We start from the raw sequence: 16,835 nt of genomic DNA, 5'->3' as shown, positions 1-16,835 counted from the left end.
ATGGCTAAGATGAATATGCTGCAAGCAGTTAACAATGCATTAGTTACTGCTATGACTGATGATGAAAGGGTTATGGTGTTTGGTGAAGACGTTGGCCACTTTGGTGGGGTTTTCCGCGCAACCAGTAATCTGCAAGAACAATTTGGCCGAGGCCGTTGTTTTAATACACCTCTAACTGAACAAGGTATTATTGGCTTTGCAACGGGTTTGGCTTCACAAGGTTCAATTCCAGTAGCTGAAATTCAATTCGCTGATTATATCTTTCCTGCGTTTGACCAAATTGTTAATGAAACTGCAAAATTTCGTTATCGTTCTGGCGGTCAGTTTTCTGCCGGAACCTTAACCATTAGAACCCCTTATGGCGGCGGCATTGCCGGTGGACTCTATCATTCACAATCCCCAGAGGCATTTTTTGCCCATGCACCTGGTTTAAAAATTGTTGTGCCACGTAATCCACACCAAGCTAAGGGATTGTTGTTAGCGTCAATTCGTGACGATAACCCAGTTTTGTTTATGGAGCCTAAAAGGTTATATCGTGCCTCTGTAGGTGAAGTGCCAGAAGAAGATTATGAGTTACCTTTAGGCCAAGCTGAAGTGGTACAAGAAGGTACAGATATCACATTATTAGCTTGGGGTGCTCAAGTTGAAATAATAGAAAAAGCCGCAGAAATGGCGAAAGAACAAGGCGTGTCATGTGAAATCATTGATTTGCAGAGTATTTTGCCATGGGATGTTGAAACGGTTTGTCAATCAGTAGAAAAAACCGGACGCTTGCTTATTAACCACGAAGCCCCCTTAACTCAAGGCTTTGCCAGTGAAATAGCAGCCAGTGTGCAACAAAGGTGTTTCTTATACCTTGAATCACCTATTTGTCGGGTATGTGGTTTAGATACCCCTTATCCATTGGCTCATGAAAAAGAATATATGCCCGATCACTTAAAAACCTTTGAAGCTATTATGCGTACGGTTAATTTTTAGGCAGACGTTTAGGAGAAAGATATGCAAGATTTTATTCTGCCTGATATTGGTGAAGGCATAGTTGAATGTGAAGTAGTAAAATGGCTAGTTGCTGAAGGGCAAACCATAGAAGAAGATCAAGCTGTTGTTGAAGTAATGACAGACAAAGCTTTAGTTGAAATTCCAGCTAAGTACTCTGGAGTGGTGACTAAGTTGCATTATGCTGAAGGTAGCATAGCTAAAGTTCATTCTCCGTTGTTTGCTATGGAAATTACTGGCGAAGGTGCCGAGCAAAATACTGTACAAACTTCAGAAAACACCGCTGAGGTTGCAGAACAAAAGCCGGCCGAAGTTACCCAAGCAACTAAACCATCTGTAGAGCAAGGTGCACAATCAGGTAAAGCTTTAGCTAGTCCTGCGGTAAGACGACTGGCTCGCGAAATGGACATAGATTTAGCAAAAGTTGCTGGAAGCGGTGAAAAAGGGCGAGTATTAAAAGCTGACCTAGTTGCCAAACCACAAAGCAGTTCAAATTCACAGCTTGCTCAAGTGGCTACTGTTGGTGGTAAACGCACTGAAGCTATTCGTGGTGTACAAGCAGCTATGGCTAAGCATATGACTCACTCAGTGTTTACTGTGCCGCACTTCACAGTAAGTGAAGAAATCCATATGGATAATCTGATTGCGGCGCGTGCGCAGCTAAAAGAATCTTTTGCAGAGCAAGGGGTTAAATTGAGCTTCATGCCGTTTTTCATTAAAGCTATGTCTTTGGCTTTACAAGAATTCCCAATTATTAATAGTCAGGTCAATGCTGATTGTACTGAGATCACATATTTTGATGATCACAATATTGGGGTAGCGGTGGACTCTAAAATTGGCTTAGTGGTGCCAAACATAAAAGGCGTACAGCACTTATCTTTGTTTGAAGTGGCGCAAAAGTCTAATGAATTAGTGGATTTAGCTCGTCAAGGCAAGTTAAGCAACGCAGATTTAAAAGGTGGCACTATTAGTATCTCTAATATTGGAGTACTAGGCGGCACGGTCGCTACTCCGGTCATTAATGCCCCTGAGTCTGCTATAGTGGCGTTAGGTAAGATGCAGCGTTTACCGCGTTTTGACGAAAATGATCAAGTTAAAGCGGTGAATATCATGCATGTGAGTTGGTCTGGCGATCATCGGGTGATTGATGGTGCAACTATGGTAAGGTTTAACAACTTATGGAAATCCTACTTAGAAAATCCATTAACCATGTTAGCTAAAACCCGCTAAATAAAAAAACCTTAAACCCGCTAACAGCGGGTTTATTTTTGCTTTAAGATTAGTTTATTAAAGCCCTACCATTATCAGGAGCAAAAGCTTGTTAAGTTATAGGCATAGCTATCATGCTGGAAACCATGGCGATGTGTTAAAACATCTTTCTCAAATGCTATTAATTGAAAAACTAAAATCCAAACAAAAAGGATTTTATTATTTTGATACTCATAGTGGGGCAGGTGTATATCAGCTAGACTCGGCTGAAGCACAGAAAACCAATGAATTTAAGTTGGGCATTAATAAACTTAAAGATTACCAAGCTCAACATCCAGCCTTAATTGCCTATCTAAATTTAGTGAAAAGTTACCAGCAGTTTGGGCAGTATCCTGGTTCACCTGAACTGGCAAAGTCGTTATTGCGCCAACAAGACGCTATGGTGTTGATGGAAAAACACAATCAAGAAATACTAAATTTAAAAAGTAATATAGGTGGAAAAAACATTGCAGTTCACCACAGAGATGGCTACGAAGGGTTAGTCGCTCTTACGCCACCTAAGTTACCTAGAGGATTAGTATTAATTGACCCTTCTTACGAAGTAGCCGAAGAGTATGACAAGTTAGTTGAGACTGTTGTTGAGGTAAATAAAAAATGGCCCGCGGCTATTATTGCTATTTGGTATCCTATTTTAGCCAGTAGACAAGCTAGCTTAACTCAAGTTTCTAGTGCCCAAAGCAAAGCCGGAAAAAGCCAAACAATGTTAAACACACTTGCCTCTAAGCCCATTAAAAACCTACTACAAGTGGAGTTATGCGTAACCTCAAAAGCTGAGGGTGAAGGCATGGTGGGCTCAGGAATGGCGGTGATTAACGCGCCTTGGCAGTTTGATCAGCAGATTGAGCAGTGCTTGCAAGAAGTTTGTCCTTTACTTGCACTTAATCCCCATGCCAGCTATTTAGTTGACTGGCTCATTCAAGACAGTTAAGCGAAACTACGTAGTGGCCCAACGCGATATAAAACACTTTTACATTCCAGACGAGCAATCCATTTATTTGTTGTCTCATAGTGATGCTAAAAAGTTAAAAGATTGGTTTAAGTTATGTACCGAGCAACTCACGCTTTTGGGTTATCAAGACATAGAATTAATTGGTAAAGGCGCGTTTGGTTTTGCCTTTGCAGGAACTTTAAGCACAAAGTCTGGTGAAAAACAGCACCAAGTGTTTAAGTTTTCTCGTACTAATCTACCTCAACATGTGCAAGACAGATTAGAAGAAGAAGCTTACATGTTAGGTCTAGTCAACCATGTTTATGTGCCTAAATTAATTGAATATCAAAGAATTAAAAAACAATCCATATTAGTGATGCAGAGGGCACAGGGTCTCGACTTAGAAAAAGTATCACTAAAATATGGGCCGCTACCTGTTGCTTTACTGATTAAAATAGCCAGTCAGCTGGCTGAGGTTCTTATCTACCTAAGGCAACATACTCAAAATGGCCAACCTAGGCCTATAGTTCATGGTGATATAAAACCTTCTAACATAGTGTTAGATGAAGAAAGCCAGACTATTGGGTTAATTGATTGGGGCTCATCTGTGTTTGCTCAAATAGATGCTAACGGGCAGTTTGTGGGCAGCAATGTGATGGATTTAATGTCTAGTGACATGCAGCAAACGAATGCTAGGTTAGGGGATGTTTATTTTATTGGTGAAGAGCAATTAAATGGTGGGCTGTCTAGCGTACGTTTCGATGAGCAAGGTTTAGCCAGTACTTTATATGCGCTTGCATCTGGGCAATCTTGCCGTTTTGGCTTTAAGGTGATTACCCCTAATTCCCTAGGTTTACCGCAAGAATTTGCCAAAACCCTTAGTGCCATGATGAGCGATGATCCTAAACTTAGAAGATTAGGTGGCGATTACTTTATTAACAATATGAAGTATATGAAAAATGTTAGTTTGCATGCCCCTAAGCAAGCAGCTGTACCTTCAGTGTTACCTTGTACTGTCAGTGCTAAACAAGGTGAAATTGACACTGTCGTTTATAGCTCCAGAAAATCTTTTTTACGCCTTGAAGCCCAACAAACTGAAGCCGAATTGCGGCATATTAATGACGCACAGTTTGAGCGATATTATAAAAACTATATGCAAGGCATGGGAGATACAGAAAAAGCTTTTATTGCTGCTATTAGCCGCTTAGGCAAGTTTCCTGTGGTAGGGGGCTTGGCGGTAAGATGGGAAGAAAATGGCGTGTATATTGATTCAAGTTTGAATTTATATGAGCCTAGTTTGCAACAATCCTTTGAGTCTTCAATTAATAATATGGTGACTTTTGCCCGCGCCATCAAGCGTGTGGGTATTTTTAAGTGCTGTATGTTTAATGCGCGAGATACCCTACACGTTGAGCGTGAAAACGAACAGCAGCCTTTTGTACCTGACGCCAATATGCAAATTCCTTATGAGCTCAGTGAAATATCCCTGACCGAACACGACAGTAAAATGCATTCATATTTTGAAGATGGTGAAGATCCTGATGAATTGTTAACACTGCCCGATCCCTTAATGGCGATTATTAGACAATTAAACGCTATTCACCACACGGGCTGTATCATTTTTGAATCCTTGCCAACCCATTTAAAGATTCATAGTGACTATCAGTTGTTAAATCACTCAATGGAATTAGAATTTAAAAGTTTATTAAAAGATGTGATAGATTTAGTCCCTAGTATTCAAGGCTTGGGTATTTCTGGTTTTATGAAGCTGCCTTTTAAAGATACGCGCTTCTTTTCACATCAAAGCCAACTAGCAGACAACTTTTACCCTAAAAATCCTTATACTTAACAACACGCAAATTAAGCTCAATTATTACCTGTAGAGAACCTATGTCAGACGTAAAACTTGTTGAATTATTAACACTTGAAAAATTAGAAGAAGGGTTATTTAGAGGGCAAAGTTGGGATCTTGGATTTCGGGCTCTATTTGGCGGCCAAGTTTTAGGGCAATCCCTTGCTGCAGCTCAGTTAACCTTACCTAAAGGTCGGGTTGCGCATTCATTTCATAGTTATTTTTTATTGCCTGGTGATGCGAATAAAGCGGTAATTTTTGATGTTGAAAACGTGCGCGATGGGCGCAGCTTTTCCACTAGACGCATTAAAGCGATTCAAAATGGTCGCAATATTTTTTATATGACCGCTTCTTTCCAAACTCCAGAATCAGGCTTAGAGCATCAATTTGCTGAAATGCCCAATGTGGTGCCGCCAGAACAGCTGCCATCAGACATAGACTTTTTTACGCAAACTCAAGATATGCCAGAGAAAATGCGCGAAAGTATTGGTTATCATAAACCTATAGATATGCGTACGGTAGACTTTGTAGACCCATCTAAAGAAATTGTTCAAGCCCCTAAAAAGTATATCTGGATGAAGGCTCAGGAGCTTCTATCTGGTAATCTAAATTTAAATCAAGTGATGTTAGCTTATGCTTCTGATTATCACTTTTTAACCACTTCTTTGCATCCTCACGGAATTTCTACACGTAACCAAAATTTGCGAATTGCTACCATAGATCACTCAATGTGGTTTCATCATCCTTTTGATTTTGATGACTGGTTATTATATTGCGCCGAGAGTCCATTTAGTGGAGGAGCTAGAGGTTTAAGTAGAGGGCAATTTTTTAATCGTCAAGGCCAGCTTGTGGCTAGTACTATGCAAGAGGGGTTAATTCGTATGGTAGGAGATAAACAATGATTTACGATTTAGGCGCTGAGCAGGTACAAAAGCACCCCACAGTGTTTGTTGCCCCTGGATGCCATATTGTTGGCAAGGTTGAATTAAAACCTCACAGTAGTGTGTGGTTTAATACTGTTATTCGTGGCGATTGTGATCAAATTACTATAGGCGAAAACTCAAATGTGCAAGATGGCTCGGTATTGCATACAGATGTTGGTATACCACTAACCATAGGCAATGGTGTGACTATAGGACATAAAGTCATGCTACATGGGTGTGAAATCGGCGATTACAGTCTAATTGGCATTAATTCAGTCATTTTAAACGGCGCAAAAATAGGTAAGTACTGCGTGATAGGTGCCAATAGTTTAGTCACCGAAAATATGCAGATCCCAGATGGCTCTTTAGTGATGGGCTCGCCTGCTAAAATCATTAAACCTATCCATGCCTCGCAACATAAACAGCTAGAACAATCGGCCGAGCATTATGTGCAAAACGCTAAAAGGTTTATGCAAGAGCTTGTGATTAGCCCAGTTTCTTAGCTGTTTAGCATTATAATCAAAGACTTAAAAAAATGCCCGAAGCTATAACTAGCCCGGGCTTAGGGGAATGGCTCATGAATAGAGCCGTGCGCTAACTTAACACTTCATTGCAGAAGAAAGTTTCAAGAAACTGGACTGCTAATAATAGAACAGTTTTGTATAAATAATATACAACTTTTGGTTTTTTTTTAATTGTCTAATTAAATCAATATCTTAATTTAAACAACTGGCCTATTTAAGTTACTTAAAATTTGGCCTTGTCAGTATTTATTTTATTAATGTTGGGCATAGTCACTTGTGCGTACATCAGAATAAAGTAAAACTAATTTTCAACTTGTGAGTTTTTAGGAGTAACAATGTCACACAGCTTTTCATCTTTTATGCCACCTGAGCGGGTATTAATGGGGCCGGGTCCATCAGACGTTTACCCAAGTGTGTTAAATGCATTGGCCAAACCTACTATTGGTCATCTTGACCCTAAGTTTGTAGAGTTAATGGATGAAGTAAAAACCTTACTGCAATATGCTTTTCAAACAGACAATGCCCTAACTATGCCTATTTCTGCACCAGGCTCAGCGGGAATGGAAGCCGTATTTGTTAACCTAATTGAACCGGGTGACAAAGTGATAGTGTGCCAAAACGGGGTATTTGGTGGCCGTATGCAGCAAAATGTTCTGCGTTGTGGGGCACAAGCCATAATGGTTAGCGATGATTGGGGTAAGCCAACAGATTTAAACAAAGTAAAAAAGGCCCTAAGCGCCCATCCTGACGCAAAAGCTTTAGCTTTTGTGCACGCTGAAACCTCAACTGGGGTGCTGAACGATGCACAGGCGTTATGCAAACTTGCCAAAGAACACAACTGTTTAACCTTGGTTGATGCCGTTACCTCGCTTGCCGGCAGCAAACTTAAAGTAGACGAATGGCAAATTGATGCGATTTATTCTGGTACCCAAAAATGTTTATCTTGTGTACCTGGCTTATCCCCTGTGTCATTTAGCGAACAAGCCGTTCAGGCAATTAAAAGTCGCAAACAACCAGTACAAAGCTGGTTTTTAGATATGGACTTGGTGATGGGGTATTGGGGGCAGGGCGGCAAACGCGCTTACCATCATACTGCACCAGTTAATAGCATATATGCGCTACACGAATCTTTAGTGCTTTTACACAAAGAAGGGTTAGAACAAGCGTGGCAAAGACATACAGATAACCATCAATTACTTAAAGCTGGGTTAGATAAATTAGGCTTATCTTTATTTGTGGATGAAGCTTATCGATTGCCGCAACTGAATATGGTCACTATCCCTGACGGAGTTGACGATGCCGCCATCCGTGGGCGTTTATTAAATGAGTTTAATTTAGAAATTGGCGCTGGCTTAGGTGAATTAGCTGGCAAAGTATGGCGAATTGGCTTAATGGGCTGTGCGTCATCTGTTCAAAATGTAGACTATTGTTTAGACGCACTAGGAAAAGTTTTAAAATAATTCTTAGAATTAACGCCATATCTCAATATTGTCGACAATTGCTGGTTGTGTTTTATTTTAATCCGACTAAAATAAACATCAAACCAACTATTGTCGACAAACCATCTTGATAGACTCCACAAAAAATAGCAGTCAAACACGAGCAGATACTGTTTTTTATGATTTAAGACAGCGAATTGTTGAAGGTGACATAGCGACTGGCACTAAATTAAGTGAGCCTGAATTAGCTAAGTACTACGCCATCAGCCGCAGCACCTTGCGCGATGCGTTATCACGTATAGAGAGTTGTGGTTTAGTCGAGCGTAAAGCCAATATTGGATATCGTGTTGTGACTTTATCCACTGCACAATTATTAGAAATTTTTAGAGTGAGAGAATCTCTAGAAGGTATGGCATGTCGCTTAGCTGCTGAAAAAATGTCGACAACTGAAATTGACGATTTAAAGCAGTTATTGCATGCCCATCAACAAAATGAGTCTTTGCAACAAGGCGAAGCCTACATCCAAAAAGAAGGTGATTTAGATTTCCATTATCGGATTGTAATTGGTAGCGGTAATGCGTTATTAATTCGATTGTTATGTGAAGAACTATACTATTTAGTACGCATGTACCGCTTTCAATTTGGCATGGCCAGCCCGCGGGCTAAAAAAGCATTCTCTGAACACCACCATATTATTCAAGCCATCGAAGATAAAGATGGCGAACTGGCTGAAATTTTAATGCGTAGACATATTTCAGCCTCCCGTAAAAATGTCGAAAAACGGATGACAACATCATGAAAACACCCGGACAACGTTTCCGCCAAGCCCTTAAAGACCATCAACCTCTACAGATAGTAGGCACTATTAATGCCTATTCAGCTATGATGGCTAAACAAATTGGTCACAAAGCTATTTATTTATCAGGCGGCGGCGTAGCGAATGCCTCTTATGGCTTACCCGATCTTGGCATGACCTCGTTAAACGATGTCATAGTTGACGTTCAACGTATTACCTCGGCCTGCGATTTACCGCTTATGGTAGACATAGACACAGGTTGGGGCGGTGCGTTTAATATTGCTAAAACCATTAAAGACATGGAAAAAGCTGGTGCCGCAGCGGTGCATATGGAAGATCAAGTAGCACAAAAACGTTGTGGTCACAGACCTAACAAAGAAATTGTTTCTACCGAAGAAATGGTTGACCGAATTCGCAGTGCAGTGGATGCCCGCACTGATCCAGACTTTTTTATTATGGCGCGCACCGATGCCTTTGCTCAAGAAGGTCTAGACGCAGCAATTGAACGTGCCAAAGCCTATGTGGCGGCCGGTGCCGATGGTATTTTTGCCGAAGCAATTAAAACCCAAGCCCATTACCAAGCTTTTTCTGAGGCCTTAGATGTGCCTATTTTGGCTAATATTACCGAATTTGGCCAAACAGAATTATGGAATAAAAGCGAGCTAGCTGAATGGGGCGTTGATATGGTGCTTTACCCATTAAGTGCGTTTAGAGCCATGAACAAAGCCGCCGAAAATGTGTATCAGGCGATTTTAAAAGACGGTGATCAAAAAGCCGTAGTAGACAGCATGCAAACACGCATGGAGTTATATGATTATCTTGGCTATCACGATTACGAACAAAAGCTAGATAGCTTATTTTCACAAGGCAAGAATAAATAGGAGAATCACATGGTTGATAAAAAATTAACAGGCGCAGGTCTACGTGGACAAAGTGCCGGCGAAACCAAATTATGTACAGTAGGAAAATCTGGCTCAGGCCTAACTTATTGTGGTTACGATGTATCAGATCTTGCTGAAAATGCTAGCTTTGAAGAAGTAGCATATTTGTTATTCAATGGTGAATTACCTAATCAAAGTCAACTAGATGCTTATAAAGCAGAATTAGCTGGCATGCGTGATTTACCTGATGCATTAAAAGCAGTGTTAAAACTTATCCCTGCTGATGCTCACCCTATGGATGTCATGCGCACGGGTTGTTCATTTTTAGGTAACCTAGAGCCAGAAACTGACTTTAGCCAGCAACACACAGCAGCTAATAGATTATTGGCGGCGTTTCCAGCAATCATGTGTTATTGGTACCGTTTCAGCCATCAAGGCGTAGAAATAGATTGCAACACTGATGAAGATTCAATTGGTGGTCATTTCCTTAAATTGTTGTCTGGTAAAACACCTAGTGAGCAACATCGCAAGGTTATGGATGTGTCACTTATTTTATATGCTGAACACGAATTTAATGCTTCTACATTTACTGCCAGAGTTTGTGCATCTACCTTATCAGACATGTTCTCATGTATTACTGGAGCTATAGGCTCGCTGCGTGGTCCATTACATGGTGGAGCCAACGAAGCAGCCATGGACATGATCCAAAAATTCAAATCGCCAGAAGATGCCAAAGAGCAAATGGCTGGCATGTTAGCCCGTAAAGAAAAGATCATGGGCTTTGGTCATGCCATTTACCGTACTTCAGATCCACGTAACGTGATTATTAAAGCTTGGTCTGAAAAGTTAGCTAAAGAGTTTGGGGATACGTCTTTATACGATATCTCGGTAGCCTGTGAAGAATTTATGTGGGACAGCAAAAAGCTTTTCTGTAACGCAGATTTTTTCCATGCTTCGGCTTATCACTTTATGGGGATCCCAACTAAATTGTTCACTCCTATTTTTGTTTGTTCGCGCTTAACTGGATGGGCCGCCCACGTAATGGAACAACGTGCTAACAATCGAATTATTAGACCAAGTGCCGACTATATTGGTGCTGAGCCTCGTAAAGTTCAGCCTATCTCAGCTAGGTAAATATTGTTCCAGGCCACCTATTGGTGGCCTATGTTTTCTCTCCAACTTTGGACTCCTATTATGAATTATGCATTTCGTAAACCCCTTCCCAATTATGTAGTAGGTGGCTCACCTGTTGACTATTTTGATACTCGAGCGGCAGTAGATGCAATCTGCCCGGGAGCTTATAAAAGCTTACCTTACACCTCGCGCGTATTAGCAGAACAATTAGTGCGTAAATGTAAGCCAGAAGAGTTAAATGCTTATTTAGAACAAATTGTGTATCGCAAACAACAATTAGATTTTCCTTGGTATCCAGCAAGAGTGGTTTGCCACGATATTTTAGGTCAAACCGCATTAGTGGATTTAGCGGGATTACGTGATGCCATTGCCGAGCAAGGTGGCGACCCTGCAAAAGTAAACCCAGTCGTGCCAACCCAACTTATAGTTGACCATTCTTTAGCAGTTGAGCATGGCGGTGACGATCCCGAGGCATTTAATAAAAACCGTCAGATTGAAGACCGAAGAAACGAAGACAGGTTTCATTTTATTGAATGGACCAAAACCGCATTTAAAAATGTTGACGTGATCCCAGCGGGGAACGGCATCATGCACCAAATTAATTTGGAAAAAATGTCGCCCGTGATCCAATTGCGTGATGGCGTGGCTTTTCCAGATACCTGTGTTGGCACAGATAGCCACACCCCTCATGTTGATGCACTAGGCGTAATTGCCATAGGAGTAGGGGGCTTAGAAGCCGAAACCGTGATGTTAGGCCGCCCGTCTATGATGCGCCTACCTAATATAGTTGGGGTTAAGCTAGTAGGAAAACGTCAAGCTGGTATTACAGCCACAGATATAGTGTTGGCGATTACTGAGTTTTTACGCAAAGCTAAAGTTGTTTCTGCCTACTTAGAGTTTTTTGGTGAAGGAACCACAGACCTGACCATAGGTGACCGCGCCACTATTTCTAATATGACTCCAGAATACGGCGCCTCAGCTGGCATGTTTTATATCGATCAACAAACTTTAGATTACCTAACTATTACAGGTCGTGAACCAGAGCAAGTCAAACTGGTAGAAACCTATGCCAAGCATACTGGATTATGGGCAGACGACTTGCAAGAAGTTGAGTACGAACGTGTATTAGAGTTTGATTTGTCTACTGTGGGTCGAAATATGGCCGGACCCTCTAATCCACATGCGCGATTGTCTACTACAGACTTAGCGGCCAAAGGCGTAGCTAAGGCCACCACAACTAAAGAAGGTGAAATGCCAGATGGGGCAGTAATCATTGCCGCTATCACTAGTTGTACAAATACCAGTAATCCCAGAAACGTAGTGGCAGCTGGATTAATTGCTAAAAAAGCCAATGAATTAGGCTTATTAAGAAAACCTTGGGTAAAGTCGTCATTTGCGCCTGGTTCAAAAGTGGCTAAATACTACTTAGAAGAAGCGGGCTTATTATCCGAAATGGAAAAATTAGGCTTTGGTATTGTTGCTTATGCTTGTACCACTTGTAATGGTATGAGTGGCGCGCTAGATCCTAAAATTCAAAAAGAGCTGATTGACCGAGATTTATACAGTACAGCCGTGTTATCCGGTAACCGCAACTTTGATGGCCGTATTCACCCATATGCTAAACAAGCCTTTTTAGCTTCTCCGCCATTAGTTGTGGCTTATGCCATTGCCGGAAGCATTAGGTTCGATATAGAAAAAGACGTATTAGGCCATGACCAACAAGGCAATGAAATTCGCTTAAAAGATATTTGGCCAAGTGACGAGTCTATTGATGCCATAGTCAATGAATTTGTTAAGCCTGAGCACTTTCAAAAAGTCTATACACCCATGTTTGACTTAGCCGCCTTTGAGCCTGCCGAAAGTCCTTTATACGATTGGCGCGAAAAGAGTACCTATATTCGTCGTCCACCTTATTGGGAAGGGGCATTAGCCAGTGAACGCACTATGAAAGGCATGCGCCCACTTGCTGTTTTAGGTGACAACATTACAACAGACCATTTATCGCCTTCAAACGCCATAATGTTAGATAGTGCTGCAGGCGAGTACCTTGCGAGTATGGGTGTACCTGAAGAAGACTTTAATTCGTACGCAACCCATAGGGGCGATCACCTAACTGCCCAACGTGCGACTTTTGCTAATCCCAAGCTATTAAATGAAATGGTGCAAGAAAACGGTAAGGTTAAACAAGGATCATTAGCCCGCATCGAGCCAGAAGGCCAAGTTGTGCGCATGTGGGAAGCGATAGAAACCTATATGCAACGTAAACAACCTTTAATTATTGTTGCTGGTGCTGATTACGGACAAGGCTCATCAAGAGATTGGGCGGCTAAAGGTGTCCGTTTAGCAGGAGTAGAAGTTATTGTTGCTGAAGGGTTTGAGCGCATACACCGCACTAACTTAGTTGGAATGGGGGTATTACCTTTACAATTTGAAGAAAATACCACACGTCATACTTTGCAAATAGACGGAACTGAAACTTTTGATGTTGAGGGTAAACCAGCATCAGGGGCAAAACTAAATTTAAAAATCACCCGTAAAAATAATGAAGTCGTTAACGTGCCTGTTATTTGCCGCTTAGATACCGCTGAAGAAGTCACGGTCTACCAAGCTGGCGGTGTGTTGCAACGTTTTGCTCAAGATTTTTTAGAATCAAATTTAAATTAAGGCAGCTTTTATGAGTCATAAACCACAAATGGCTATCCCTGCCACATATATGCGTGGCGGCACCAGCAAAGGGGTGTTTTTTAATCTAACGGATTTACCAGAAAAAGCGCAACAAGCTGGAGCATATCGTGATGCCCTATTGTTGCGAGTAATTGGTAGCCCTGATCCTTATGGTAAACATACAGATGGTATGGGCGGTGCTACTTCTAGCACTAGTAAAACCGTGATTTTATCTAAAAGTAATCAAGCTAATCATGATGTAGATTATCTATTTGGTCAGGTGGCTATTGATAAAGCTTTTATTGATTGGAGTGGTAACTGCGGTAATTTAACTGCCGCAGTAGGGGCGTTTGCCATAGCGTCTAACCTAGTAGATCCACAGCGTATACCAGATAATGGCATAGCAGAAATACGAATTTGGCAAGCCAATATTCAAAAGACCATTATCGCCCATGTGCCTATTTCTCATGGGCAAGTGCAAGAGACAGGTGACTTTGAACTAGATGGAGTGACCTTTGCGGCGGCTGAGGTCAAGGTAGACTTTGTTGATCCAGTGGATGGTGATGAAGCTATGTTTCCTACTAATAATCTAGTGGATGTGCTGGACGTACCTGGAATTGGCAGTTTTGATGTAACCATGATCAATGCTGGTATTCCCACTGTATTTCTTAATGCACAAGACCTAGGCTATAAGGGCATAGAGTTACAAGATGACATTAACAATGATCTTCAAGCCCTAACCAAGTTCGAAACGATTCGCGCCTATGCCGCGCTTAAAATGGGGTTGATTGAAAGCTTTGAACAGGCCCAAAGTCGTCAACATACCCCTAAAATTGCTTTTGTATCGCCTGCCCAGTCTTATGTGACCTCTAGTGGTAAATCTGTAGCGACTGCAGATATTGATCTAAATGTTAGAGCTTTATCTATGGGTAAATTACACCACGCTATGATGGGCACAGCAGCAGTTGCCATTGGTACAGCTGCGGCCATCCCTGGAACCTTAGTGAATTTGGCTGCAGGTGGCGGAAACTTAACCTCAGTAAATTTTGGCCATCCTTCTGGTACCTTAACTGTTGGAGCCACTACTCATATGCAAGCTGGACAGTGGCAAGTTAATAAAGTCAGTATGAGTCGTAGCGCCCGTCGATTAATGCAAGGTACGGTTTTTGTTCCAGAGTTAGATTAATTAGTCTATTGCCAATTGATTCACATTTTATTCATTTAAGTCATAGTATTATCAATGACTTAAATGAATAACCTCTAAGGTGTGATATGCGTATATATAAAAGTATTTTGTTGTTGGCGAGCCTGTATTGTTTTAGCCAGTGGAGTCTAGCCAAAGTTCCTTCTGCCCCCATAAGCACTATTGAAGTATTTGGGGCAGAGGAAGTGATGACAGTCCCTGATCAATTTAGTTTTAGTTTATCCTTACAAGAAAAAGGTAAACAAGCTGCCAAATTAAATCAGCAAATTAGTCAAAGGTCAGCAGAGGTAGTTAGTGCATTAGTGGCCATAGGGATTAAGCCCAATGCCATCCAATCTTTACAGGTTCAGTTTAATCCTTGGATTGAATACATTAACAAAGAACAAGTTCAAAAAGGCTTTAGTTTAACCCGTACTATCAGTGTTACTGTTAATAGTTTAAGCGATTATGAACAAGCCATAGATAAAGTTTTAACCCTAGGAGTTGAACAAGTTTATGCTTTTGAAGCGTCAAATAGCCAACCTCAAAAAGCCTATCAACTCGCTATGCAAAGTGCATTATTAAATGCCAAAGCACAAGCTACAGATATGGCTGCTACTTTAGGCTTGAAAATAGGTAAAGTCATAGCCATATCAGAGCTGTCAAATGCTCAGGTTAGGCCTAGGTATGCTATGGCCAGACAAGCCAATATGGCAGAAAGTTATCAGGCTGGCGAAATCAGTACAGATGCAAAAGTTAAAGTGACATTTGGATTAATCAACAATTAATTACATAGGTATGCCTAAATGAGCATAAATAAAAAACAACAGTATAGTGAATTAGCTCAACAGGTAGAGGCAATAGTCTCGGGGGAAACAGATTTAATTGCTAATATGGCAAATATCAGTGCTATTTTGTATTGGCAATTAACCGAAGTAAATTGGGCAGGATTTTATCTTCACAAAGAACAACAACTGGTTTTAGGCCCATTTCATGGTCAACCTGCTTGTATTCGAATTCCCATAGGCAAGGGAGTATGTGGTACAGCGGTATCAGAAAACCAGGTTATGTTAGTAGAAGATGTACATGAATTTTCTGGACATATTGCCTGCGACGCGGCCTCAAATTCAGAAATTGTATTACCAGTAAGGCATAACAACCAAATTGTGGCAGTATTAGATATTGATAGCCCTGTAGTGGGTCGATTTGACCAAGATGATCAACAAGGCTTAGAAACTATAGTAGCAATTTTAGAAAAAACGCTGTTAACTAACCCAAGCACGAGTGGGTAAAATGAAACATTTAGTGGATATTCATGTTGCATTAGCAACAATAGACGACATGGATTTTTGGGATGAGCAAGCAGAAGAGGCCGCCGATAGGTTAAATTTGCTGCTACATTTATTATACGATCGTGCTGAAGAAGACATAAATTCCAGTTCCCTAGAGAATATGATCCAATATATTTGGGAAAATTGGCGAGAAGATGCGCATTTACTCGATATAGATGAAGATGATTTGTCTGACTGGGTTGACCAACTTCTAGCAACTTGGGATGATGAGCGCCAAGAACCTCGATAACAAACTAACTAGAAGACTTAATGGACACACCACAAAAATTTTCAAATAGTAAAGACGTCATCAGCTTTTTGGTTGAGCAGTTTCCAACTTGTTTCAGTATCAAGGGCGATGCCAAACCACTAAAGATTGGTATTTTTCAAGATTTAGCCGAACGCTTAGAAAGCGAAGAACGTGTTAGTAAAACCTTATTACGTTCATCACTGCGTCATTACACTAATAGCTGGCGTTATTTACATGCCATTAAAAAAGGTGCAAAGCGTGTTGATTTAGATGGCAATGAAGTGGCTACCATTGAAGATGAGCATGTAGAACATGCGCAAAAACAATTGGAAGAAAGCAAGGCTAAAGTTGCTGAAAAACGCAAAGAACAAAAGCCTGCTAACGACGATAAAAAATCTTATAAAAAGAAAGCTTTGCCGAAATTCAAGCCAACCTCTAAAATAGCCAAAAAACCAGCTCCGGCGGTTAAACAGGCACCAGCAGAGCGTTTAAGTGAGCAACAAATAGTAGAAGGCACAGCAGTAACAGTTAAGATTGGTAAAAGCCCAATGCCTGCAACCATTAAAGATGTAGGTAAAGATGGTATTCAAGTGCAACTTGATACCGGTATGGTGGTCAAAGTTCAATTAGAAAACTTGAGATTGGCCCGTTCAAAGAGGTAAACA

16 protein-coding genes are annotated in these 16,835 nt (G+C 41.0%); all 16 read left to right on the top strand.

The features are described from left to right. The 16 genes from ACVCDT_RS06215 (at position 1) to proQ (ending at position 16,832) form a co-directional block, all read left to right on the top strand. A complete protein-coding gene (locus tag ACVCDT_RS06215) occupies positions 1 to 978 on the top strand; it encodes an alpha-ketoacid dehydrogenase subunit beta (protein WP_447131900.1) in 978 nt (325 codons plus the stop codon). A 21-nt stretch (positions 979 to 999) separates the two neighbouring features. Further along, positions 1,000 to 2,226, top strand: coding sequence for a 2-oxo acid dehydrogenase subunit E2 (locus ACVCDT_RS06210; protein WP_447131899.1), 1,227 nt, complete (start codon positions 1,000 to 1,002; stop codon positions 2,224 to 2,226). A gap of 88 nt (positions 2,227 to 2,314) precedes the next feature. Beyond that, entirely contained in the window at positions 2,315 to 3,193 is an 879-nt protein-coding gene (locus ACVCDT_RS06205; protein ID WP_447131898.1) for a 23S rRNA (adenine(2030)-N(6))-methyltransferase RlmJ, read from the top strand. A 13-nt stretch (positions 3,194 to 3,206) separates the two neighbouring features. After that, positions 3,207 to 5,042, top strand: a complete 1,836-nt coding sequence (locus ACVCDT_RS06200) for a protein kinase domain-containing protein (protein WP_447131897.1) — start codon at positions 3,207 to 3,209, stop codon at positions 5,040 to 5,042. Positions 5,043 to 5,083: 41 nt separating this feature from the next. Then, positions 5,084 to 5,947 carry an acyl-CoA thioesterase domain-containing protein gene (locus ACVCDT_RS06195; protein WP_447131896.1) on the top strand — a complete coding sequence of 288 codons (864 nt, stop codon included), beginning with the start codon at positions 5,084 to 5,086 and terminating at the stop codon, positions 5,945 to 5,947. Next, entirely contained in the window at positions 5,944 to 6,471 is a 528-nt protein-coding gene (locus tag ACVCDT_RS06190) for a gamma carbonic anhydrase family protein (RefSeq protein ID WP_447131895.1), read from the top strand. The genes ACVCDT_RS06195 and ACVCDT_RS06190 overlap by 4 nt, the downstream gene beginning before the upstream one ends. 356 nt (positions 6,472 to 6,827) lie before the next feature. Then, complete coding sequence (locus ACVCDT_RS06185; protein WP_447131894.1) at positions 6,828 to 7,952, top strand: pyridoxal-phosphate-dependent aminotransferase family protein; 1,125 nt, start codon at positions 6,828 to 6,830, stop codon at positions 7,950 to 7,952. 106 nt (positions 7,953 to 8,058) lie between these two features. Further along, on the top strand, positions 8,059 to 8,730 hold the full coding sequence (locus ACVCDT_RS06180) for a GntR family transcriptional regulator (RefSeq protein ID WP_447131893.1): 672 nt from the start codon (positions 8,059 to 8,061) through the stop codon (positions 8,728 to 8,730). Further along, entirely contained in the window at positions 8,727 to 9,608 is an 882-nt protein-coding gene (gene prpB, locus ACVCDT_RS06175) for a methylisocitrate lyase (protein WP_447131892.1), read from the top strand. The genes ACVCDT_RS06180 and prpB overlap by 4 nt, the downstream gene beginning before the upstream one ends. Before the next feature lie 9 nt (positions 9,609 to 9,617). After that, complete coding sequence (prpC, locus tag ACVCDT_RS06170; protein WP_447131891.1) at positions 9,618 to 10,742, top strand: bifunctional 2-methylcitrate synthase/citrate synthase; 1,125 nt, start codon at positions 9,618 to 9,620, stop codon at positions 10,740 to 10,742. Between the two features lie 60 nt (positions 10,743 to 10,802). Next, positions 10,803 to 13,406 carry a Fe/S-dependent 2-methylisocitrate dehydratase AcnD gene (gene acnD / locus ACVCDT_RS06165; protein WP_447131890.1) on the top strand — a complete coding sequence of 868 codons (2,604 nt, stop codon included), beginning with the start codon at positions 10,803 to 10,805 and terminating at the stop codon, positions 13,404 to 13,406. Positions 13,407 to 13,416: 10 nt separating this feature from the next. Then, complete coding sequence (gene prpF, locus ACVCDT_RS06160) at positions 13,417 to 14,592, top strand: 2-methylaconitate cis-trans isomerase PrpF (protein ID WP_447131889.1); 1,176 nt, start codon at positions 13,417 to 13,419, stop codon at positions 14,590 to 14,592. Between the two features lie 86 nt (positions 14,593 to 14,678). Next, a complete protein-coding gene (locus ACVCDT_RS06155) occupies positions 14,679 to 15,377 on the top strand; it encodes an SIMPL domain-containing protein (protein ID WP_447131888.1) in 699 nt (232 codons plus the stop codon). Between the two features lie 18 nt (positions 15,378 to 15,395). Then, complete coding sequence (msrC, locus tag ACVCDT_RS06150; protein ID WP_447131887.1) at positions 15,396 to 15,881, top strand: free L-methionine (R)-S-oxide reductase MsrC; 486 nt, start codon at positions 15,396 to 15,398, stop codon at positions 15,879 to 15,881. 1 nt (position 15,882) lies between these two features. Beyond that, positions 15,883 to 16,170, top strand: coding sequence for a hypothetical protein (locus ACVCDT_RS06145; protein WP_447131886.1), 288 nt, complete (start codon positions 15,883 to 15,885; stop codon positions 16,168 to 16,170). A 20-nt stretch (positions 16,171 to 16,190) separates the two neighbouring features. Beyond that, complete coding sequence (proQ, locus tag ACVCDT_RS06140; RefSeq protein WP_447131885.1) at positions 16,191 to 16,832, top strand: RNA chaperone ProQ; 642 nt, start codon at positions 16,191 to 16,193, stop codon at positions 16,830 to 16,832. Positions 16,833 to 16,835: the final 3 nt, after the last annotated feature.

This window comes from Paraglaciecola aestuariivivens (assembly GCF_052983255.1).
The sequence above is the reverse complement of the archived record's forward strand: the minus strand, read 5'-3'. Positions and strand labels throughout refer to the sequence as shown.